General features: G+C 65.7%; 20 protein-coding genes. 8 read left to right on the plus strand and 12 right to left on the minus strand.

What is annotated here, in order from left to right:
* Positions 1-5: 5 nt before the first annotated feature.
* The 4 genes from LU671_RS07195 to LU671_RS07210 form a co-directional block, all read right to left on the minus strand.
* Complete coding sequence (locus tag LU671_RS07195) at positions 6-941, minus strand: 5'-nucleotidase (protein ID WP_050705958.1); 936 nt, start codon at positions 939-941, stop codon at positions 6-8.
* 40 nt (positions 942-981) lie between these two features.
* A complete protein-coding gene (locus LU671_RS07200; RefSeq protein ID WP_232855181.1) occupies positions 982-1,680 on the minus strand; it encodes an MOSC domain-containing protein in 699 nt (232 codons plus the stop codon).
* Positions 1,681-1,968: 288 nt separating this feature from the next.
* Positions 1,969-2,238 (minus strand): hypothetical protein, encoded by a 270-nt coding sequence (locus LU671_RS07205; RefSeq protein WP_232855182.1) that lies wholly within the window; start codon positions 2,236-2,238, stop codon positions 1,969-1,971.
* A gap of 66 nt (positions 2,239-2,304) precedes the next feature.
* The gene (locus tag LU671_RS07210) at positions 2,305-3,225 is read right to left on the minus strand and encodes a LysR family transcriptional regulator (RefSeq protein WP_232855184.1); all 921 of its coding nucleotides are present in this window, start codon (positions 3,223-3,225) and stop codon (positions 2,305-2,307) included.
* A gap of 124 nt (positions 3,226-3,349) precedes the next feature.
* On the opposite strand from LU671_RS07210, the gene LU671_RS07215 reads away from it, so the two are divergent.
* Both LU671_RS07215 and LU671_RS07220 read left to right on the plus strand, forming a co-directional pair.
* A complete protein-coding gene (locus LU671_RS07215; RefSeq protein WP_232855186.1) occupies positions 3,350-4,084 on the plus strand; it encodes an SDR family NAD(P)-dependent oxidoreductase in 735 nt (244 codons plus the stop codon).
* 16 nt (positions 4,085-4,100) lie between these two features.
* Positions 4,101-4,307 carry a tautomerase family protein gene (locus LU671_RS07220; RefSeq protein ID WP_203646781.1) on the plus strand — a complete coding sequence of 69 codons (207 nt, stop codon included), beginning with the start codon at positions 4,101-4,103 and terminating at the stop codon, positions 4,305-4,307.
* 41 nt (positions 4,308-4,348) lie between these two features.
* Here the strand turns inward: LU671_RS07220 and LU671_RS07225 are convergent, their stop codons facing one another.
* Genes LU671_RS07225 through LU671_RS07245 form a run of 5 tightly spaced genes read right to left on the minus strand, consistent with a single transcriptional unit; the run spans position 4,349 to position 10,856 of the window.
* The gene (locus LU671_RS07225) at positions 4,349-4,726 is read right to left on the minus strand and encodes a response regulator (RefSeq protein ID WP_203646783.1); all 378 of its coding nucleotides are present in this window, start codon (positions 4,724-4,726) and stop codon (positions 4,349-4,351) included.
* Between the two features lie 44 nt (positions 4,727-4,770).
* Positions 4,771-5,997 (minus strand): hybrid sensor histidine kinase/response regulator, encoded by a 1,227-nt coding sequence (locus LU671_RS07230; protein ID WP_232855188.1) that lies wholly within the window; start codon positions 5,995-5,997, stop codon positions 4,771-4,773.
* Positions 5,991-6,566, minus strand: a complete 576-nt coding sequence (locus LU671_RS07235) for a chemotaxis protein CheB (protein WP_203646787.1) — start codon at positions 6,564-6,566, stop codon at positions 5,991-5,993. The genes LU671_RS07230 and LU671_RS07235 overlap by 7 nt, the downstream gene beginning before the upstream one ends.
* Positions 6,563-7,384 carry a CheR family methyltransferase gene (locus LU671_RS07240; RefSeq protein ID WP_050705979.1) on the minus strand — a complete coding sequence of 274 codons (822 nt, stop codon included), beginning with the start codon at positions 7,382-7,384 and terminating at the stop codon, positions 6,563-6,565. Before LU671_RS07240 ends, LU671_RS07235 begins: the two co-directional genes overlap by 4 nt.
* Positions 7,385-7,388: 4 nt before the next feature.
* A complete protein-coding gene (locus LU671_RS07245) occupies positions 7,389-10,856 on the minus strand; it encodes a response regulator (protein ID WP_232855193.1) in 3,468 nt (1,155 codons plus the stop codon).
* A 256-nt stretch (positions 10,857-11,112) separates the two neighbouring features.
* On the opposite strand from LU671_RS07245, the gene LU671_RS07250 reads away from it, so the two are divergent.
* Positions 11,113-11,478 (plus strand): response regulator, encoded by a 366-nt coding sequence (locus LU671_RS07250; protein ID WP_203646789.1) that lies wholly within the window; start codon positions 11,113-11,115, stop codon positions 11,476-11,478.
* 208 nt (positions 11,479-11,686) lie between these two features.
* The gene (locus LU671_RS07255) at positions 11,687-11,974 is read left to right on the plus strand and encodes a hypothetical protein (protein WP_186714385.1); all 288 of its coding nucleotides are present in this window, start codon (positions 11,687-11,689) and stop codon (positions 11,972-11,974) included.
* Here the strand turns inward: LU671_RS07255 and LU671_RS07260 are convergent.
* The 3 genes from LU671_RS07260 to LU671_RS07270 all read right to left on the minus strand — a co-directional run bounded on the left by LU671_RS07260 (position 11,949) and on the right by LU671_RS07270 (position 14,026).
* Positions 11,949-12,224, minus strand: coding sequence for a DUF1652 domain-containing protein (locus LU671_RS07260; protein ID WP_232855194.1), 276 nt, complete (start codon positions 12,222-12,224; stop codon positions 11,949-11,951). The two genes, LU671_RS07255 and LU671_RS07260, sit on opposite strands and share 26 nt — an antisense overlap.
* Positions 12,225-12,431: 207 nt before the next feature.
* Complete coding sequence (locus tag LU671_RS07265; RefSeq protein ID WP_203646793.1) at positions 12,432-13,337, minus strand: LysR family transcriptional regulator; 906 nt, start codon at positions 13,335-13,337, stop codon at positions 12,432-12,434.
* Positions 13,338-13,483: 146 nt separating this feature from the next.
* A complete protein-coding gene (locus tag LU671_RS07270; protein WP_186714388.1) occupies positions 13,484-14,026 on the minus strand; it encodes an RrF2 family transcriptional regulator in 543 nt (180 codons plus the stop codon).
* A gap of 261 nt (positions 14,027-14,287) precedes the next feature.
* On the opposite strand from LU671_RS07270, the gene LU671_RS07275 reads away from it, so the two are divergent.
* The 4 genes from LU671_RS07275 (at position 14,288) to LU671_RS07290 (ending at position 21,509) form a co-directional block, all read left to right on the plus strand.
* Positions 14,288-15,490: an NAD(P)/FAD-dependent oxidoreductase gene (locus tag LU671_RS07275; protein ID WP_232855196.1), complete on the plus strand. Its 1,203-nt coding sequence runs from the start codon at positions 14,288-14,290 to the stop codon at positions 15,488-15,490.
* A gap of 259 nt (positions 15,491-15,749) precedes the next feature.
* Positions 15,750-17,333 carry a methyl-accepting chemotaxis protein gene (locus LU671_RS07280; protein ID WP_442964121.1) on the plus strand — a complete coding sequence of 528 codons (1,584 nt, stop codon included), beginning with the start codon at positions 15,750-15,752 and terminating at the stop codon, positions 17,331-17,333.
* Between the two features lie 204 nt (positions 17,334-17,537).
* Entirely contained in the window at positions 17,538-19,145 is a 1,608-nt protein-coding gene (locus LU671_RS07285) for a methyl-accepting chemotaxis protein (protein WP_442964122.1), read from the plus strand.
* Positions 19,146-19,325: 180 nt separating this feature from the next.
* Positions 19,326-21,509, plus strand: coding sequence for a response regulator (locus LU671_RS07290; RefSeq protein ID WP_232855200.1), 2,184 nt, complete (start codon positions 19,326-19,328; stop codon positions 21,507-21,509).

Raw genomic sequence — 21,509 nt, forward strand, 5'->3', positions numbered from 1 at the left:
CCTGCTCAGCGCGCCCGGTTGGTAACCCCGAACGGGATGTGCACCGACGGCGCCACGGTGCTGGTGCTCTTCAGATGCCCCGACTGGTCGTCGAAGAAGATGTGCGGCTTGAGCACCTGCAGCACCCGCCGTTTCTCGATGCCCCCGAGGAAGAATGCATCGTTGGCCATCACCCCCCAGCTTTTCAGGGTGTTGAGCGCTCGTTCATGGGAGGGCGCGTTGCGCGCCGTGACGATCGATACCCGCAGGCGGTTCTCGTAGCCCGGATGGGCCAGCTTGTGCTGTTCCTCGGCTGCCTGGATACGGGCGATGCGCACAAAGAACTCCTTGAGCGGACCAGGGTTGTGCGGCTGGGTGACGTTGATCACCTCATGGGCGTGAAAGCTGTCCAGCCCGCCTGACTGCATCACCGCTTCCGACTCATCCCCGGCCAGCACGCCGTCGAAGTCAAAGGCGATGCGCAGGTTGTCGTCGCTTTCGTCGTCATCGAACTTCGAATCCAACACCTGCCCTGCCGGATAACCGGCCTTGATCGCGGCATCGACGTGCTGCTTGTCAGCGGAGAGGAACAGGGCGATGTTCAGCGCCGGGATGTACTCGTACGGCGAGCGGCCCTGGGTGAAGATCGCCCGGGTCATGTTCAGGCCGTAGTGGCCGATGGTCTTCATCACCCGCATGCCGGTGTCCGGGTCGTTCTGCGACAACAGCACCACCTCCACCAGCGGGTCCTCGGGATCGCCACGCAGGTCGTTGAGGGCCAGCAGACGCTTGATGAAGGGATAGGCAATGCCTTTTCCCAACGGCACGTCCAGGTGCTGCTCCTGGTATTTGCGGTACTGCGCCTCGCCCTCGCGACGGAACACCGCGTCCGATTCGCTGAGGTCGAACACGGCGCTGGAGGCGACACCGATGACCAGGCGATCATCCAGTTCGAAGGCCATGGGGCTTTCCTTGTATTGATAACGTTGTTCGCGATGCCGCTCAGCCTTCGCTGCGGCCCTGCAGGCGCGAGGTCCAGTCTTCGACCTGATGTTGCTCCAGGCGCTTCTCCAGGGTCCGGCGCCAGTTCGGCACCAGCGGCAGCGCCAGGCACTCGCGCAACAGGTCGGGTTCCAGGCGCTTGTCGAACAGCACCGCCGAAAGCCGCGCCACCGACCATTCGCCGTGCGGGCGCTCGACCAGTTGCAGGGCATCTCCGGCCTCGACCACGCCCTCCTCCAGCACCCGGTAGTACCAACCGGTTCGCCCGCTCTGTTGCACCCGCAACGCCATCTGCGCCACGTCGAAGCGGTCGTTGAGCTTCCAGCACGGCATGCGCCCCTGGGAGATTTCCAGCAACGCCGTGCCGACGCGGATCCGGTCGCCCAGGCAGACATCGGCCTCGCGCCAGCCGGTGCTGCTGAAGTTTTCGCCGAAGGCGCCGGGCCGGTCCAGCAAGGGATGCTCGCCCAGTTCGGCAGTCCAGTCGGGATAGTGATCGCGGGGGTAATGGTGGATGGCTTTCTCGACACCACCGTGTACCCGCAGATCACCCTGTTCGTCGCCGGCGATACCGAGGAAGGTCACTGCCAGAGGCCCTTGGTGAGGCTGCTTGTCGATGGCACTGTGCGAACCCGGGCGGGTGAACGGCCGGGCGCAGCCGGTGAGCAGGCTGTCGAGGCGCGGGCTGGGCAAGTTCATGCGGCGGTCTCGTGGAAAGGTCCGCAGAGCTTACACCAGAGCGCCTGAGGGCCCAACCGCATTGCCTGTGGGAGAAACGGTCTTGCTGAGTTTTTTCAACTGACGCGATCTCTGTAGGAGCGGCCTTGTGCCGCGAAAGGGCTGCGAAGCAGCCCCAGGATTTCAGCGTTCTTGCAAAGATCGCCGGGGCCGCTTTGCGGCCCTTTCCGGCCGGTCCGGCGCCCCGGCAAGGCCGCTCCTACAGGTTGGAGTAGCACCTGTGGGAGCTGGCCGCGCAATCATAGACCGTTACTTGCCCCGCGCCTTGTTGTAGATGGTCTTGGCGCGGTCGGCCGAGGCTTGGCACTTGGCCATGTCGTCTTTGTCCCGGGCGTCCTTGGCCTCCTTGAGCAGCTCGTGATAGTCATGGGCCATGCCGCCATGCAGTGCCTGGCCATCGGTCTTGCTGATGTACTCCAGATCATTGATCTTGGCATCGCAATTGGTCGCCGGACCATCCTCGGCTTGGGCGGCGAAACTCAGTACGCAGGTGATCGCTAGCAGTGTCATGGATTTCATGGCGTGTTCTCCTGGGAAATCGACGCAGAACAGAGCTTAGTCCGCCCGTGCATGCCCGACGGTGCTTCAGCCCAACGGTCGTGCAACCTCGCCGATCAGGAAGTCGATGAACACCCGCACCTTCAACGGCATGTAACGGGCCTGCGGATACACCAGCATGAACGGCCGCGACGTCCCGCCATGCCCGGCCAGCACCTCCACCAGTTCGCCACTGTCCAGCGCATCCTGCACGGTAAAGCGGTACGCCTGCATCAGGCCGCCCCCATGGCGCACCAGGGTCGTGGTGGCGAGGAAATCGCCCAGGCAAGTCAGCGCACCCTGGGTCTCGAGCTCGACCAGCAGCCCGTCACGGCAAAAGCTCCAGGGCGGACGCCTGCCGCTGCTGGGCAGCTCGAACTGGATGCACTCATGCCCGGCCAGGTCCTCCAGGGCCTGTGGCGTACCAGCCCGGGCCAGGTAGCCGGGGGTGGCGACCACCACCAGCTCGGCGTCCTCCAGGCGCCGGGCCACCAACCGCGAATCGGCGGGCGCGCGGCCACGGATCGCCAGGTCGAAGTGTTCCTCGGCGAAATCGACGTTGCGATTGCTGACATGCACATCCACCTGCACCCCTGGATAGCGCTGGCGAAAACGCGGCAGCAGTGGCAACAGGCGGTGATGGGCATAGGGCGTAGGTGCGCTGATGCGCAGGCGGCCAGCGGGCTCGAGCTGGCCACCGGTGACTTGGCGCTCGGCCTCGACCAACTGCCCCAGTGCCTGGCGGCAGTGCAGGTAATAGGCCTGGCCGGCCTCGCTCAGGCGCATCTGCCGGGTGGTGCGCACGAACAGGCGCACGCCCAGACGCTCCTCCAGGCGCGCCACCGAGCGGCTCACCGCCGCGGGGGTGACCCCTGCCAGGGTGGCCGCCTCGGTAAAGCTGCCGGCATCGGCGGCAAGGCAGAACAACTCCAGGCTGCCCAGTTGCAGGTCATCGAAATGGCGGGTCATGGCGGGCTCTATTAATTACATGATGTATCGATTGAAATGCCCTGCGCCTCATTTTTCAAGCCGAGATTGCAACTTAAAGTGGCTCCACACCCGAGCAACGGCTCGCATCACCGGAGAGTTTCCCATGAGCAACGCAAGAACCGTCATCATCACCGGCGCCTCCAGCGGCCTGGGCTTCGCCCTGGCACAGGCCTACCTCAAGCGTGGCGATAACGTGGTCGGCAACGCCCGCACCCAGGCTCGCCTGGACGAAGCCGCAGCGCGCCTGGGAAATCCGGCCGCCTTTATCGGCGTGGCGGGCGACATCGCCGAAAAAGCCACCGCCGAGCGGCTATTCGCCGCCGCCCAGGAAGCCTTTGGCCGGGTTGATATCCTGGTCAACAACGCCGGCATCTTCATTCCAAAGCCCGTGACCGACTACACCGAGGCAGACGTCGATGCGCTGGTCGGCACCAACCTCAAGGGCTTCTTCTACCCTGCCCAGGCCGCAGCGAAAATCATGAAGGCCCAGGGGCACGGGCATATCGTCGCCATCACCGCCTCGGTGGCCCTGCAACCGGACACCCGCGTCCCGGCGCTGCTGCCGGTGCTGGTCAAGGGCGGGCTGAACCAGGCGGTCAAGGGCCTGGCCCTGGAGCTGGCAGCGAGCGGCGTGCAGGTCAACGCCGTGGCCCCAGGCATCATCGACACGCCGCTGCACAGCGGCCACACCGAAGGGCTCGGCGCACTGTCGCCAAGCGGTCGCACCGGCAAGCCAGAGGATGTGGTGGACGCCGTGCTGTACCTGACCGATGCCCGTTTCGTCAGCGGCGTCATCCTCCCCGTCGACGGTGGCAGCACCGCCGGTACCTGGCACTGAACCTGGAGCGACGCACATGCCTTATGTCCATATCCGCGTGACCGATGAAGGCGTCACGGCCGAACACAAGCGTCAACTGATCGAAGGCACCACCCGCCTGCTGGAAAAGGTCCTGAACAAGCCGCCGGCGAGCACTTTCGTGGTGATCGAGGAAGTGCCCACCGACAACTGGGGCGTCGGTGGCGAATCGGTGACCTCATTGAGAGCACGCGAACGGCGATAAAAGCAACCACCGGCCTGGAAAACTGGCCGGTTCGCATGCGCCTAGCGCAACAGCGTCTGGATCTGCTCGTGGAGCGTGTCGAGGTCGAAAGGCTTGGCCAGGATCGGCGCCTTGCGCGCGATCGGGCTGCCCGACTCGACGATCTCGGCCGGGTAGCCACTGATGAAGATCACCTTCAGGTCCGGGCGCAGCTTCACCGCAGGCTCGGCGATTTCCACCCCGGAAATCCCGCCTGGCAGGCGGAAATCGGTGACCATCAGGTCCAGGTGCGGCTTGCTCGCCAGGATCGCGAACGCCTCCTCGCCGTCCTCGGCCACCAGCACGTGGTAGCCCTCGCCGGCCAGGTAATCGCGCAGGATCATGCGGATCGCCGGTTCATCCTCGACCACCAGTACCACGTCTTGTGCATCTTCACTCATGACAACGCCTTCGCATTCAACAGGTTAGCCATCAGACCCCAGCACTACGCAGAGGTTGCGCGGGCCGGGTCACAATGTTGCGACTGTGCCGACAGCGGCAGATACACGGTGAAGGTCGAGCCGATGCCGGCCTGGCTGTCGACCTGGATCCGCCCGCCATGGGCCAGGACGATCTGCTCGGAGATGTACAGGCCCAGGCCCAGCCCGCCCGTGGCCTGCTGCGCGGCGACGCGCTCGAATTGCTGGAAGATCCGCTGCAGGTGTTGCGCATCGATACCGATGCCATGGTCCTGCACCTGCACGCAGGCCATCTCGCCCGCTTCGAACACCCGCACCTGGACCGGTTTGCGCTCACCATAGCGCAAGGCATTGGACAACAGGTTGGCCACCACTTGTTCAATGCGGAACTCGTCCCAGTCGCCCTGCAAGGGGTCGCAGCGCTGCAGTTCGAGCGGCGTGTCCACGGCGCCGGCCTGGGTGGCGAAGTTCTCCACCAGGCCCCGCACCAGTTGCCCAAGGTCGAAGGTCCGCGGGCGGATCGACAGCTTGCCGGTACGGATCCGCGATACATCGAGCATGTCCTCGACCAGGCGGATCAGGCTGTTGATCTGGCGCTCGTCGCGCTCGACCATGGCCTTGAGCTTGTCCTCGCTGAACGCCGCCAGGTTGCCGCGGGACAGGTGCAGGCGGCGCAGCTGGGTTTCCAGGATCAGCCCGTTGAGCGGCGTGCGCACCTCATGGGAGACAATCGACATGAAGTCGTCACGCATGCGCACCGCGTGCTCCAGCTCGCCCCGCGCCACCTGCAACTGGGCCAGCAGCAGCTCTTGCTCCTGGCGGCTCTGCTCCAGGGCCTGCAACTGTCGGTCGAGGGCCTTGCGCTGGCGGAACAGATCGACGAACACCGACACCTTGCTCTTCACCGCCAGGGTTTCCAGCGGCTTGTGCAGGAAGTCCACGGCGCCGCTCTCGTAGCCCTTGAAGGCGTAGTTCATTTCGCGCCCGGCGGCGCTGACGAAGACGATGGGGATGCTGCGGGTCTTTTCCGTGCCGCGCATCAGCTCGGCCAGCTCGAAGCCGTTCATGCCCGGCATCTGTACATCGAGAATGGCCAGGGCGAACTCGTGCTCGAGCAGCAGCGACAACGCCTGCTCGGCGGACTGCGCCTGGTGCACCTCGCGGTCCTCGCCCTGGATCAGGGCGTCGAGGGCCAGCAGGTTCTCCGGCAGGTCGTCGACGATCAGCAGTTTCGCGGTAATGTGGCTTAGCATGCGCTGGGTTCCAGGGTAGCGAGCAACTGCCCGATACCGCCAAGGGAAAGAATATGGTCAGGGTCGTGCAGGGCCAGGGCGGCCTCCGGCATCAACGCCACCTGTGCGTCGCGGGGGTCCTGGACAACCGTCCGGCCACCGCTTTGTCTGATGCGCAACAGCCCCCGGGCGCCGTCTTCGTTGGCGCCGGTGAGCAGCACGCCGAGCAGGCCCGGGCCATAGGCATCGGCGGCCGACTCGAAGAGAAAATCGATTGCCGGGCGCGAGAAATGCACCGGCGCTTCCTGGCTGAGCGAGAAGCTGAGGTCGCGCTCGACCGACAAGTGATAGCCCGGCCCCGCCACGTAGATCAGCCCAGGCTCGATCCGCGCCTTGTCGAAGGCTTCGCGCACCGGCCGGCGCAGGCGCCGCTGCAGCACCTCGGCGAGCTGGCTGTGGCGGTCGTCCGGCAGGTGCAGCAGGCACAACACCGGGATGGCGAAGTCCGCCGGTAGCGCGCCAAGCACGCTGAACAGCGCCGTGACGCCGCCCGCCGAGGCGCCGATGACGATCGCGCGCACGCCGTTCATGTCTTGCGGTAGATCCGCTCGGGCCGCACCAGCGGCTCGAAGCCTTCGCTGTAGGCCGAGAAGTCCACCGACTCCTTGCTACCCAGCACCAGGAAGCCGCGGTGGCACAGCGACTCGTGGAACAGGCCCAGGGCGCGGTCCTGCAGGTCCTTGTTGAAGTAGATCAGCACGTTGCGGCATGACACCAGCTGGGTCTCGGAAAACACGCTGTCGGTGGCCAGGCTGTGGTCGGCGAAGGTCACGTTGTCGCGCAGGCTTGAGTCCATGATGGCGTTGCCGTAGGCGGCGGTGTAGTACTCGGAGAAATCGCGCCGGCCACCGGCCTTGCGGTAGTTCTCCTCGTACTCGCGCATGCTCTGCATCGAGTAGATGCCCTGCTTGGCGCGCTCCAGCGAATGCGGGTTGATGTCGGTGGCGTAGAGGATGGTGCGCTCCAGCAGGCCTTCCTCGCGCAGCAGGATGGCCATGGAGTACACCTCCTCGCCGGTGCTGCAGCCGGCGATCCACAGCTTCAGCGACGGCCAGGTGCGCAGCAGCGGCACCACTTCGTTGCGCAGCGCGAGGAAATGCCCGGGGTCGCGGAACATCTCGCTGACCGGGATCGTCAGGTACTGCAGCAGCTCGAGGAACATGCCCGGGTCGTGCAGCACCCGCTCCTGCAGCGCCGACACCGTGCGGCAGTCGAACTGGCGCACGGCGTGGAGGATCCGGCGCTTGATCGAGGCGCCGGAGTAATCGCGAAAATCGTAGCTGTACTTGAGGTAGATCGCCTCGATCAGCAGCCGGATCTCGATATCGGTGTTGCGTTCACTGGTCAAGATTTCAGATTCGCTCCAATTGCGGCAGCCAGACCCGGATCAGCGAGAACAGGCGGTCCAGGTCGATCGGTTTGGCCAGGTAGTCGTTGGCCCCGGCCTGCAGGCAGCGCTGCTGGTCATCCTTCATCGCCTTGGCGGTCACGGCGATGATCGGCAGCTTGCGCCAGCGCGGCTGCTGACGGATCAGGCGGGTGGCCTCGTAGCCGTCCATCTCCGGCATCATCACGTCCATCAGCACCAGGTCGATGTCATCGTTGGCCTCCAGGCACTCGATGGCTTCGCGCCCGTTGCGGCCGATCTCGACGATGGCGCCCTTGTGCTCCAGGGCGCTGGTCAGGGCAAAGATGTTGCGCACATCGTCGTCCACCAGCAGGACCTTGCGCCCCTCGAACACCTTGTCGCGGCTGCGCGCGGTCTTGAGCATGCGCTGGCGTTCGTTGGACAGCTGCGACTCGACCTTGTGCAGGAACAGCGTGACTTCGTCGAGCAGGCGCTCGGGCGAACGCGCGCCCTTGATGATGATCGAGCGCGAATACTTGAGCAGGTCGGCCTCTTCCTCGCGGGTGAGGTTGCGCCCGGTGTAGACGATCACTGGCGGGAAGCTGCGGATGTCCTCGGCGGTCATGCGCTTGAGCAGCTCGTTGCCGAGCATGTCGGGCAGCTTGAGGTCGATGATCATGCAGTCGTAGATGTTCTCGCGCAGCAGCGCCAGGGCGTCCTGGGCCATGGCCACGGCGGTGATCTGGATATCGTCGTCACCGATCAGGCGGGCGATGCTCTCGCGCTGCAGGTCATCGTCCTCCACCAGCAGGATGTGCTTGAGCTTCTGCGTGAGCTTGGCCTCCAGGCGGCCGAACACCGCCTTGAGCTCCTCGCGGCTGGTGGGTTTGACCGCGTAGCCCACCGCGCCCATGTGCATGGCCGCCTCGACGCGATCTTCCACCGAAATGATGTGCACCGGGATGTGCCGGGTGCCGGCCTGCTCTTTCAGGCGCTGCAGCACGGTGAGCCCGGAATGGTCGGGCAGGCGCATGTCCAGCAGGATGGCGTCGGGCAGGTACTGGGCGGCCAGCTCGAAGCCTTCGTCGGCGGCATGGGCGACCAGGCAGCTGTAGCCCAGCTCGTGGGCCAGGTCGAAGAGGATGCGGGCGAAGTTCGGCTCGTCCTCGATCACCAGGATGCAGCGGTTGGCGAACGGCGCCTGGGCGCGGTCGTCGGCAAAGGCCGGGGCCGGGCGCTCGGTGCGCACCGGCGCCGGTACCGGCGGCGCCGGCGGCAGTTCGTCGACCGCCGGGCGCAGGCTGTGCACCTCTACCTGCTGCGCCGACGGCTCGAAGTGCTCGGGCAGGATCAGGCTGAACACGCTACCCTGCCCCGGGCTGCTGTCAACATTGATCTGCCCGCCCAGCAGGTGCGCCAGGTCGCGGGAAATCGACAGGCCCAGACCGGTGCCGCCGTAGCGGCGGTTACTGGTGCCGTCGACCTGGTGGAAGGCGCCGAAGATCGCCTGCTGCTGGTCGGCGGCAATGCCGATACCGGTGTCGCGCACGGCAAAGACGATGCCCAGGCCGGCCTGGTGGCTGATGCCCAGGCTGACCTGGCCGCGCTCGGTGAACTTGATGGCGTTGGACAGCAGGTTCTTGAGGATCTGCTCCAGGCGCTGGCGGTCGGTGAACAGGCTCGCCGGCAACGGCTGCTCGAGTTTCACCTCGAAGGCCAGGCCCTTGTCCTGGGCCAGCGGCTGGAACATGCCCCGCAGCCCTTCGACCAGGCGCTCCAGCGGCGTGCTCTCGGCGCGCACCTCCAGCTTGCCGGCCTCGACCTTGGCGATGTCGAGGATATCGTTGATCAGGTTCAGCAGGTCGTTGCCGGCCGAGTAGATGGACTCGGCGAACTTGACCTGCTCCTCGCTGAGGTTGCCTTCGGCGTTCTCGGACAAGAGCTTGGCCAGGATCAGCGAGCTGTTGAGCGGCGTGCGCAGCTCATGGGACATGTTGGCGAGGAACTCGGACTTGTACTTGCTCGAACGCTGCAGGTCGTCGGCGCGGGCCTGCAGCTCGACCTGGGCCTGGTTCAGCTCGCTGTTCTTGCGATCCAGGGCCTCGGTGCGCTCGGCCAGCTGTTCGTTGGTCTGCTCCAGTTCCGCCTGCTGGGTCTCCAGGTGGGCCTGGGACTCCTTGAGCACCCGCGATTGCTCCTCGAGCTCTTCGTTGGCGGTCTTGAGCTCTTCCTGCTGCACCTGCAGCTCTTCGTTGAGCTGCTGGGTCTCGGCCAGTACCTCCTGCAGGCGCTGGCGGTAGCGTGCGCTCTCGATGGAGATGCCCAGGTTCTCGGTGATCCGCTCCAGCAGTTCGACGTCGCGCTCCTGCAGCGTGCGCAGAAAGCCCAGCTCCAGTACGCCGTTGACCCGCCCGTCGTCCTGGGACGGCACCAGCACGCCGCTGCGTGGCAGGCCGCGCCCCAGGCCAGAGCTCAGGCGGTAGTAATCCTCGGGCAGTTCGTCCAGGCGCAGCAGGCGCCTCTGGATCACCGCTTCGCCCAACAGGCCGGCATGATCGCCCAGACGCGGCTCGCTGCCCTGCTGCTCGGTGTCCAGCCCATAGGTGGCGACCCGCACCAGCTGGCCATGCTCGTCGCGCACGTACAACGCGCCGACCACGCTGCCCAGATAGCCGGCGAAGAAACGCAGGATATTGTCGCCGAGCATGGGCAAGGTCAGCTGCCCCAGCACCTGCTCGGCCAGCTGGGTCTGCCCGGCCCGCAGCCAGGCCTGTTGCTCCAGGCGCTCGGCGGCGCGCTGCTGGGCCTCCAGGTTCGACACATAGCTGGCCGATAGCGCCAGCAGGTCGCGGCGCCCCAGGTAGGCAAGCAAGGCACTCAGGGCGACGATGAACAGCACAAAGGCCGAGATCGCGGTCATGGTGACCGTGCTGACCGTCTCGTTGCGGGTCGTACGCAGTTGCTGCTCGGTGTTGATGAAGGTGTCGAACTCCTTGCGGATCTCGTCGGTCAGGCGCTTGCCGCGGCCACGGCCAATCGACGCCTGCACGTCGCCCTGGCTGCGGCGCTGGCTGATCATCTCGTTACCGAAGGTATTCCACTCGCGCTGCAAGGCCGCGATGCGGTCAATGCGGTCGACCTGCTGGGGGTTGTCCGCGACCATTTCCTTCAAACTGTCCAGGCTGCCGAAAATACGCGGCTTGGCGACCTCATAGGGGTCGAGGAAACGCTCCTCGCCAGTCAGCAGGTAGCCGCGCATGCCGGTTTCCATGTCGATCGAAAGCTTGATCGTCTCGTTGGCATTGCCGATCACCCGGTCGGTGTGCTCGACCCACTGCATGGCCGAGAGCAGATAGTTGATCACCGCGACAAACGCCACGGCGCCCAGGAGCCCTACGCCCAGGGGCAGGCCGACGTTGCGGCTCAGCAGTTTGCGAAAGCTGCGTTGGTCCATCGAGGCTGCTTGAATCATCTGAAAGTGCCCGAGTGAAAAAAGTCCATTGAACAGACTGGCGTCTACATCGTGTAAGGGTTGCCCTGCGCCAGACCGACCGGGGGAATACAGCGAGTCTAACCAGCTTTGGCGGATCTGGCAGGGCATTTAGCCAGTATTTGAAGCCTGTCTGCGGCAATCGTTCCATCTATTTGCCGGTGCCGTTAAGCTTGGGAACTTCTGCCACCGCCTTGCGCACAGAGTAGAGACAATCCACCGAAACAGGATCCGCACAATGCACCTTCTGGTAGTCGAAGACGACGACATCGTACGCATGCTGATAGTCGAAGTGCTCGGCGAACTGGGCTACACCACTATCGAGGCCGACAGCGCCGGCGCGGCCCTGAAGATCATCGAGGATCCCGAGCAGTCCCTGGCACTGTTGATGACCGACGTCGGCCTGCCCGACCTGCGCGGCGAGGAACTGGCCGCCAAGGCCCGCGAGGCCCGGCCACTGCTGCCGGTGCTGTTCGCCAGCGGCTATGCCGAGAGTTTCACCGTGCCCGAGGGCATGCACCTGATCGGCAAGCCGTTCAGCATCGATCAACTGCGCGATAAGGTGCTGGAGATTCTCGGCGCGCCGTCCATGCCTGGCCTGTAGGAGCGGCCTTGTGCCGCGAAAGGGCTGCGAAGCAGCCCCGGCGATTGATGCATCAACGCAGAAGCCCTAGGGCCGCTCCGCGCCCCTTTCGCGGCACAAGGCCGCTCCTACAGGCGCCCAGCGAAAGGTCCAGGCTGAAATAATTTGAACGTCTTGCGCTTTTAAGCTTCCAACGTTCGAGGTATGCCTCTTTCGCCGGAAAGCCACCATGAAGATGCCCTGCCGCGCACCCTGCGTCCTGCTGGAACTGGACTTTGTCCGCGACACCCTGTTCGGTCGGGTGGCCCAGCGCGCCGAGTGCCAGGTGCAGTTGGCGGCCCTCAGTCTGCAAGGCCGCCCGGCACTGCGCCTGCATATCGAGCCGCCGCTGCCGGGCAAGGTCGAGAAAGCCCACAGCGTCGCCTTCGCCTGGGAAGGACGCAACTATCGCGGCGTGGTCCGCGAGCATGTCAAATGCGGTGACGGTGGCATCAACCTGCTGCTTGAACTTTTATGACCTCAGGCGCTGACCTTGCGGCCTTGCGCTGCGCCTTGACCCTTGCCACCAGGCCCAGCAGGTCATGACAGCTGTTGAGCTCGGCGATCGGCACGCCGGTCACGGTCAGGCAGTCGTCCAGGCTCTGTCCCTGGCCCAGGCGAATGGTGAGGTGTTCGCCGTCCGGGCAGCTCACCTCGCAGCGGTCAGGCAGGCAGGCCTGTTCGATCATCTGCCGCATCTCAAGCATTGAAACGCCAATCAACGACATGGTACGACCCTCTCTGTACTGGATGGCCTGTTGGGTTTGGTACGCCCTCGACTGGCAGGCTGCCAATTGATATTGCCCATGCCCGGGTGCAGGTCCATTCGCCCAGGCAATGACAACGTCGAAGTGCCTCTAGCACCTTAGTGGAAGAAACCGCTGGCATGGCAACGTTCGCTCGCCAGCGCCATGTTGGCGACGGATGGTCAACGCCTACAGGCGTGCCAGTTCCTCGCGACAGAACTCGACGAACAATTGCGCCGGCTTGGTCAGCTGCACACGTTTCAGGTGCGCCGCCGCCAGGCCCGACAGCGCTACAGGCTCGGTGATGTCGAGGGTCACCAGGCGCTGTCCGTCGTAGGTGAATTCGGAATGCGGCCGGGTCACCAGCAGCGAGAAGCCGAAGCCCTGCCCCACCATGCCCCGAACCATCTCGATCGACGGCGAACTGAAGACAATGTTCGGCGTCAGCCCCAGCTCGTTGAACAGACTGACGAAATAGGTGCGGCTCGGCGCCACGTCGAGCAGGATCATCGGTTCCGGGCACAGGTCGCGCAGCGACACCTGGGTTTGGCCGGCGAAACGGTGTTTTTCCGGCAGCAGCACATAGGGTTTCTGCGCTGGCATCAACGGCTCGGTCTCGATGGTGCCGTCCAGGTCATGGTCGTAGAGGAACGCCAGGTCGAAGGTGCCCGCCGTCAGGCCCTGGATCAGGTCCTGCTGTTCGCCGTCGCGAAGGCGGATGTCCACCCCGGGATAACGCTGGCGAAAACCGGCGATCAGTCGCGGCAGGTACAAAGGCGCCACGGTCTCGAAACAGCCGATGTCGATCTGCCCGGCCACCGTGTCGTTGTCGGCCAGGGCGTTCTGCTCGAACTCATGGGCCATCTGCAGCAGGGCCCGGGTCTTGGCATAGAAACGCTTGCCGCTGGGCGTCAGCGACACGCCCTGGGCGTGATGGCGGATGAACAGCTGCACGCCGAAGCTCTCCTCCAGGCTCTTGATCGCCGTGGAGATCGACGGCTGGGCAATATACAGCTGGCGCGAGGCCTCGGCGACGCTGCCGGCCTCCACCGTGGTGACGAAGTACTTGAGTTGGCGCAAGGTGTAGGAAGCCACGCTGACCTCTCTGGCGCCGGGAGCGGCGCACGGAATTTTTCTGTCAGCTTACCTCGGCTTGGCACCTGTGGGCTGATCGCGCAGGCAAGGATTTACCTTGGGGTTGAGCACAATTTTCCGTTGCGCCGCCCAACCGACCCAGGTCGTCAGACGGCCTGCAGCGGAATGTCCCCACCGGCGCCCTTGCCGTCGCGCCGCTCGCTCATCCAGTCATTGACCTTCTGCCCGAACTCGGCCGGCGCCTTGCGCCCGAAGCGCCGCGCCAGGTCGAGGATGGTTTGCTGGGCCAGCGCCTCCTCCATGCGTTTCTGCGCCCCCAGCATCACCGCATGGATCGCGCAGGTGCCTTCGGTGGCCCAGGCCGGCGCGGCGCCCTCGAACACCGCGCAACGCTCGCGGATCTCCCGGCAGTCGAAGAGCTTCTTCGGCCCGTCGATGGCCGTGACGATATCCAGCACGGTGATCTCGTCGGACGGCCGCGCCAGACGGAATCCGCCGCGCACGCCTTCGGTCGCCGCCACCAATCCAGCGCGGGCCAACTTGGTGAAGACCTTGGCCAGGTATTCCTGGGGCACGCCCTGCAACTCGGCCAGGTCGCGCACGCTGGATTCGCGGCTGTCGCCGCGCTCGTCCACCAGGAACAGCAGGCAATGGATGCCGTATTCGACGCCGGCGCTGTAAAGGGACATATCAATCTCCGACTAATTCTGTCGCAAATAGTACGCCCATAATCGGTGGCAGGCAAAGCCGGTCGTCGCCGTGCAAGCATATCAACATCCCAGCAGAAGCCAATAAACACGCTGGATACAGCCGACACACCTGCGTTTGCGAAAGGACGACCCGAAAAATAACACTTGCCGATTTAAACTACGATCAATACAGTCGTAGTTATTCGACGGGCCGTGAACGCCTCATCGAAGACCTTTTTCCTGTCCTTGCGGAGCATCCACATGACCTCTCGTATCCTGATCATCGGTGCCGGCTTTGCCGGTGTCTGGAGCGCCCTGAGCGCCGCCCGCCTGCTCGACCAGGCACAACGCGGCGACGTGCGCATCAGCGTGCTGGCCCCGCAGCCGCAACTGCGCATCCGTCCACGCTTCTACGAGGCCGACGTCCACACGCTGCAGGCACCGCTGGAGGCGCTGTTCGACGTGGTGGGCGTGGAGTTCATCCCTGGCACCGCCGACAGCATCGACAGCGCCGCCCGCCAGGTCGGCTACCGCGATGCCGATGGCCTGCCGCAGCAGCTCGCCTACGACCGCCTGATCCTCGCCGCCGGCAGCCAGGTGGCCCGCCCTGCCGTACCGGGCCTGGCCGAGCACAGCTTCGATGTCGACCAGATGGAGTCGGCCGTGCGCCTGGAACAGCACCTGCACGGCCTGGCCAGCCTGCCCGCCTCGCCGGCGCGCAACACCGTGGTGGTCTGCGGCGGCGGCTTCACCGGCATCGAGACCGCCACCGAGATGCCGCCGCGCCTGCGCGCCATCCTTGGTGAAGGCCATGCCCGCGTGGTGCTGATCGACCGTGGCGCCAGCGTCGGTGCCGCCCTCGGTGCCGGGATCACCCCGGCCATCGTCGCCGCCAGCGAGCAGGCGGGCGTCGAATGGCTGACCGGCACCTCGGTGGTGGCGGTGGATGCCGGCGGCGTGACCCTGGACAACGGCGAGTACATCGCCAGCAAGACCGTGATCTGGACCGCCGGCGTCAAGGCCAGCCCGTTGACCGCGCAGGTCGCCGGCGAGCGTGACGGCTTCGGTCGCCTGCGGGTCGACGACCACCTCAAGGTGATCGGCCAATCGCACATTTATGCCACCGGCGATGTGGCCTGGGCCGCGGTGGACGAGCTGGGCAACCACGCCCTGATGACCTGCCAGCACGCCATCCCCATGGGTCGCCACAGCGGCAACAACGCCATGGCCGACCTGCTGGGCCAGGCGCCGATAGCGTACCGCCAGCCCAAGTACGTCACCTGCCTGGACCTGGGCGACTGGGGCGCCGCGTACAGCGAAGGCTGGACCCGCGAACTGAAGCTGCAGGGCCAGGAAGGCAAGGACCTCAAGCGCCAGATCAACTCGGTCTGGATCTACCCGCCGGCCGCCGACCGCGCCCAGGCCCTGGCGGCGGCCGACCCGCTGATTCCGATCGTCGAGTGAACGAAAACAACAGGCCCGTCCCGGAAGTGACGGGCCTGTTTGTATGCGTCATTACATTGAACGACTGGTCAATAATAGTGGCGTTATGTCATCATTCAGAAAAAACAACATGAACCGTGAGGATATAACCCCCTTCGCAGTGCATCGAGAGCCTTTCCAGCCGAGCCCGGTCAGTCCGCGCTCTTGACGCCTGCCAGCCACCGTCAAGGAGCGTCGCATGCAGTTACGGAACATGAAGATCGGTATTCGGGCAGCAGGAATGTTCACCCTGCTCGGGATCCTGGTCCTGGCCCTGGGCCTGGTCGCCCTCTACGAAACCCGGCGGATGGACAGCGCCACCGACGAAATCCGTCTCACCTGGATGCCCGCCGTGCTCGCCCTGGGCGAGGTCAGCAGCAACCTGGGCCGGGCCCGCGCCCTGACCCTGCGCAGTGTCCTTGAGGACAGCAGCAGCGCCCGCCATGCCACGCTGGACAAGATCGTCCAGGTCAACCAACAGCTCGAAAACGACCTCAAGGCCTACGAGCGCACCATCTTCGCCGCGGACGACCGCGCCCTGTTCGACACCTTCATGGGCCTGAGCGAACGCTATCACGCACTGCAGCAAGCCATTCGCAGCGCCGCCGGCGATGACCGACTGGACGAGGCCCGACGTCTGGTCAACGGCCCGCTGGCCGAGTACGCCGACAGCATGATGAAGGCCCTGGCCGAACTGATCGACTACAACACCAAGGGCGCCGAGCAAGCCTCGCTGCGCAGCAGCGCGGCCTCCGACGAAGCCTTCAGCCTGATCATCGCCGCCATTGCCGTGATCACCCTGGCGCTGATCGGCATCGCCACCCTCCTCACCCGCAGTATCGTCGTGCCCCTGGCCGACGCCGTTGCCGTGGCCGAGCGGGTCGCCACCGGCGACCTGACCCGCGAAATCGTCGTGCTCGGCCGCGACGAACCGGCCTTGCTGCTGGCCGCTCTGAGCCGCATGCAGCATAGCCTGCGCGACACCCTGCGCAGGATTGCCGCGTCTTCCGACCAGTTGGCCTCGGCCTCCGAGGAGCTGCACACCGTCACCGAGGACACCAGCCGCGGCCTGCACCAGCAGAGCGCCGAGATCGACCAGGCCGCCACGGCGGTCAACCAGATGACCGCCGCCGTCGAAGAGGTAGCGAGCAACGCCGTGAGCACCGCCGACGCCTCCCAGGGCGCCGACCGCACTACCCGCGACGGTCGCGACCAGGTCAACCAGGCGCTGGCCTCGATCCAGCACCTGGTCGATGACGTGACCGGCACCTCCGGGGAAATCGAGCAGCTGGCCAGCCACGCCAACGAGATCAGCCAGGTCTTGGACGTGATCGGTTCGATCGCCGGGCAGACCAACCTGCTGGCCCTCAACGCCGCCATCGAGGCCGCCCGCGCCGGTGAGGCCGGCCGCGGCTTCGCCGTGGTCGCCGACGAGGTGCGTGCCCTGGCCCACCGCACCCAGCAGTCCACCGCGGAGATCGAGCAGATGATCGGCGGCATCCAGACCGGCACCGAGCGTGCGGTCAGCGCCATGCACAGCAGCCAGGGCCGTGCCAACGGCACCCTGGCCGTGGCGCAGTCGGCCGGCCAGGCCCTGGAGCTGATTGCCGAGGCGATCGCCACCATCAACCAGCGCAACCTGGTAATCGCCACCGCCTCCGAACAGCAGGCCCAGGTGGCCCGGGAGGTGGACCGCAACCTGGTGAACATCCGCGACCTGGCGATGCAGACCTCGGCGGGCGCCAACCAGACCAGCGCGGCGGCCCAGGACCTGTCACGCCTGGCGGTGGAGCTGAACGGGATGGTGGCGCAGTTCAAAGTCTGAGCAAGCGCATTACATTGCCGCTCAACCGGGCTACCAGCGGATGACGCCGTCCGCCGGGAGCCCGCCTACGCCGGGACAGGTACCGGCAAATAGGAAAATCCGCCGCAATACGTGCGACCTGGCGACTATCTCCCCGCAGCCCCCGGAATCATGCTCCTGACGTTTGCATTCTGACGTCAAGGAACATCCATGCTGTTGAGAAACATGAAGATCGGTAAACGGGCGACCAGCCTGTTCACGCTGCTGGCCGGCCTGGTCCTGGCCATGGGCCTGGTGGCCTTGTACGAAACCCGGCAGATGAACGATGCCACCAACGAGATCCGCCGCAACTGGCTGCCGGCCGTGATCGCCCTCAACGAGATCGGCGGCACCCTGGCCCAGGAACGCGCCGCCACGCTGCGCGCGGCGCTGGAGGAAGACACCGACGAAAACGCCAGCGTCAACCTGCTCAACAGTATCGAGGAAGCGATCCAGCAGGACCTCAAGGATTACGAGAAGACCATCTCCGACGCCCAGGACCGCGGCCTGTTCAATGCCTTCCTGGTGGCGCGCCAGCAATACACCCAGCAACAGCAACAGGTGCTGGCAAACATCGGCGCCGGGCGCATGGCCGAAGCCAGGCGCCTGATCAACGGCCCGCTGATCCAGCGCGCCGACCGCATGATGGACGCCATGGCAACACTGGTGGCCTTCAACTACAAAGGCGCGGAAACGGCCTCGCACCGCAGCGACACGGTCAGCGACCAGGCGTATGCGGTGATCATCACGGCACTGGTGCTGATCGTCCTGGCACTGATCGCCATCGCCACCCTGTTCACCCGCAGCGTCGTCGCGCCGCTGGCCGACGCCGTCATGGTGGCCGAGCGCATCGCCACCGGCGACCTGACCCGCGAGATCACGGTAGTCGGCCACGACGAGCCGGCATTGCTGCTGCACGCCCTGCGCCGCATGCAGCAGAGCCTGCGCGACACCATCGGCAAGATCGCCGCGTCCTCCGACCGCCTGGCCTCGGCCTCCGAAGAGCTGCACAGCGTCACCGAGGACACCAGCCGCGGCCTGCAGCAACAAAGCACCGAGATCGACCAGGCCGCCACTGCGGTCAACCAGATGACCAGCGCCGTCGAGGAAGTGGCGAGCAACGCGGTGAGCACCGCCGAGGCCTCCCAAGGCGCGGACCAGACCACCCGGGACGGCCGTGACCAGGTCAACCAGGCGCTGGCTTCGATCCAGCATCTGGTCGACGATGTCACCGGTACCGCCGGGGAGATCGAACAGCTGGCCAGCAGCGCCAACGAGATTACCCGGGTGCTGGATGTGATCGGCTCGATCGCCGGGCAGACCAACCTGCTGGCCCTCAACGCCGCCATCGAGGCCGCCCGTGCCGGCGAAGCCGGGCGTGGCTTCGCCGTGGTCGCCGACGAGGTGCGGGCGCTGGCCCATCGCACCCAGCAGTCCACCGCCGAGATCGAACAGATGATCGGCGGCATCCAGGTCGGCACCGAGCGCGCGGTCAGCGCCATGCACAGCAGCCAGGGCCGTGCCAGCGGCACCCTGGAGGTGGCGCAATCGGCCGGCCAGGCCCTGGAACTGATTGCCCGGACCATCGCCTCGATCAACCAGCGCAACCTGGTGATCGCCAGCGCTTCGGAACAACAGGCCCAGGTGGCGCGGGAAGTGGACCGCAACCTGATGAACATCCGCGACTTGTCGATGCAGACCACGACCGGGGCCAACCAGACCAGCGCATCGGCCCAGGACCTGTCGCACCTGGCGCTGGAACTCAATGGGCTGGTGGCGCAGTTCAAGGTCTGATTCGGGTCGCCCTGCGCTCCGTTGCCGGCAAGCCCGCTCCCACGCGATTCTTCCAGAGATGCATACCGTGGGCGCGGGCTTGCCCCGCGATGGCGCCCCCCCAGACGACACAAAACCCCTCGCCAAGCGCCGCGTCTCGGTGCACCCTGATGCTCTAACGCACAAGGACCCGCAAAGCACATGGCGAAATGGCTCGACGGCGGCGGCCTCATGGCCGAACGCATCCGCAACCACGACTGGTCGTCGACCACCCTGGGCCCCCTTGCCAGCTGGCCCGATGTGCTCAAGACCACGGTTGCCCTGTGCCTGGCCTCGCGCTTTCCCCAGGCCGTGCTGTGGGGCGACGCGCTGATCACCCTGCACAACGACGCCTTCAGCGAAATCCTCGGCAACAAACCCTCTGCCCTGGGCCGCCCCTTCAGCGCGGTCTGGCAGGAAGCCTGGAGCGATATCCGCCACCTGGCCCAGCGCGCCCTCGACGGCGAAGCCGTATACATCGAAGATTTCCCGCTGATGATCGAGCGCCACGGCAGCCCGGAGCGCGCCTACTTCACCTTCTGCTACAGCCCCATCCGCGACCACGACGGGCAGGTGGTGGGGATGATCGACACGGTTACCGAGACCACCGCCAGCGTGGTGGCCAACCAGCGCCTGAACTTTCTCGACAGTTTGAGCCGGGCGGCGGCCAACGCCATCGATCCTGAACGGGTCATGGCCACCACCACGCGCCTGCTGGGCGAGCACCTGCACCTGTCGAGCTGCGCCTATGCGGTCATGGACCCTGACGAGGACGGTTTCACCATCTGCGGCGACTGGGTCGCGCCAGGTTCGCCGCGCCTGCTTGGCCAGTACCGCCTTGCCGACTTCGGCGATCTGGCCGTCAGCCGCCTGCGCGCCGGACTGGCGCTGGTGATCGAGGACAACCTTGCGCAACTGTCACCCCATGAATCGGCGACCTTCCAGGCCATCGGCATTACCGCCACCATCTGCATGCCCTTGATCAAGGAAGGCCGCCTGACGGCGCTGATGGCCATCCATGACAAGGCGCCCAGGACGTGGACCCGCTACGAGAGGGCCTTGATCGGTGAGGCCACGGAGCGCTGCTGGGCACATATCCAGCGGGTCCAGGCCAATGCCGAGGTGCGCGAGGCGTTGACGGCGCTGGAGGCCCTCAACGCCACCCTCGAGCAACGCGTGGAGGAGCGCACCAGCCAGCTGCTGCACACCGAGGCCGTGCTGCGCCAGGCGCAGAAGCTCGAGGCCATCGGCCAATTGACCGGCGGCGTGGCACACGATTTCAACAACCTGCTGACCATCATCCGCTCCTCCATCCACTTCCTGCAGCGGGCGGACCTCGACGAGACTCGGCGCAGCCGCTACTTCAAGACCGTCTCCGACACCGTCGACCGCGGCGCCAAGCTCACCGGACAACTGCTCGCCTTCGCTCGGCGCCAGGCCCTCAGCCCGCAGGTGTTCGAGGCCGGTCCCAGGCTCGAAGCCATGGCCGAGATGCTCGACACCGCCACCGGCGCCCGCATCCAGGTCGGCCTGGAACTGCCCGACACGCCCTGCCACGTGCACGCCGACCTCGGCCAGCTGGAAACCGCGGTGATCAACCTGATGATCAATGGCCGCGACGCCATGGACGGCATCGCGGGCACGCTGCGTCTGCGCCTGGAGGCCAATCAGCGACTGCCGGCGTTGCGTGGACAGGCGGCGCAGGACGGGCCGTTCGCGGCGATCTCGGTCATCGACAGTGGCGTTGGCATCGCCCCGCACCTGCTGGAGCGCATCTTCGATCCGTTCTTCACCACCAAGGCCGCCGGCCAGGGTACCGGGCTTGGCCTGTCGCAGGTGTTCGGCTTCGTCAAGCAATCCGGTGGCGATGTGCAGGTGCTCAGCGTGCCAGGCCAGGGCACCACCTTCACCCTGTATCTGCCCCAGGTGCCGCAGGCCGATGGCGAAACACCTGACGTGACGGTGCCGCTGGTCCTGCCCGGCGAGCGCAAGCGCATCCTGGTGGTGGAGGACAATCCGGATGTCGGCAGCTTCACCGCGCAGATCCTGCGTGACCATGGCTACCAGATCAGCTGGGCGACCTCGGCCGAGGATGCCCTGGCCCAGATCGCGGCGGCCCGCGGCGGATTCGACGCAGTGTTCTCCGATGTGGTGATGCCGGGCATGGGCGGTCTCGCCCTGGCCAGGGAACTGCGGCGCAGCCAACCGCAACTGCCGGTGATTCTCACCTCCGGCTACAGCGAAGCGATCGCCGAAGGTGGCCACCAGGGCTTCGCGTTCCTGGCCAAGCCCTATTCGGCCGAACAGGTGTGCCAGATGCTGGGGGATGTACTGGCTAGTCGGTGA

It is taken from the genome of Pseudomonas sp. NMI760_13, assembly GCF_021283245.1.
Classification (GTDB): Bacteria; Pseudomonadota; Gammaproteobacteria; order Pseudomonadales; family Pseudomonadaceae; genus Aquipseudomonas; species Aquipseudomonas peradeniyensis.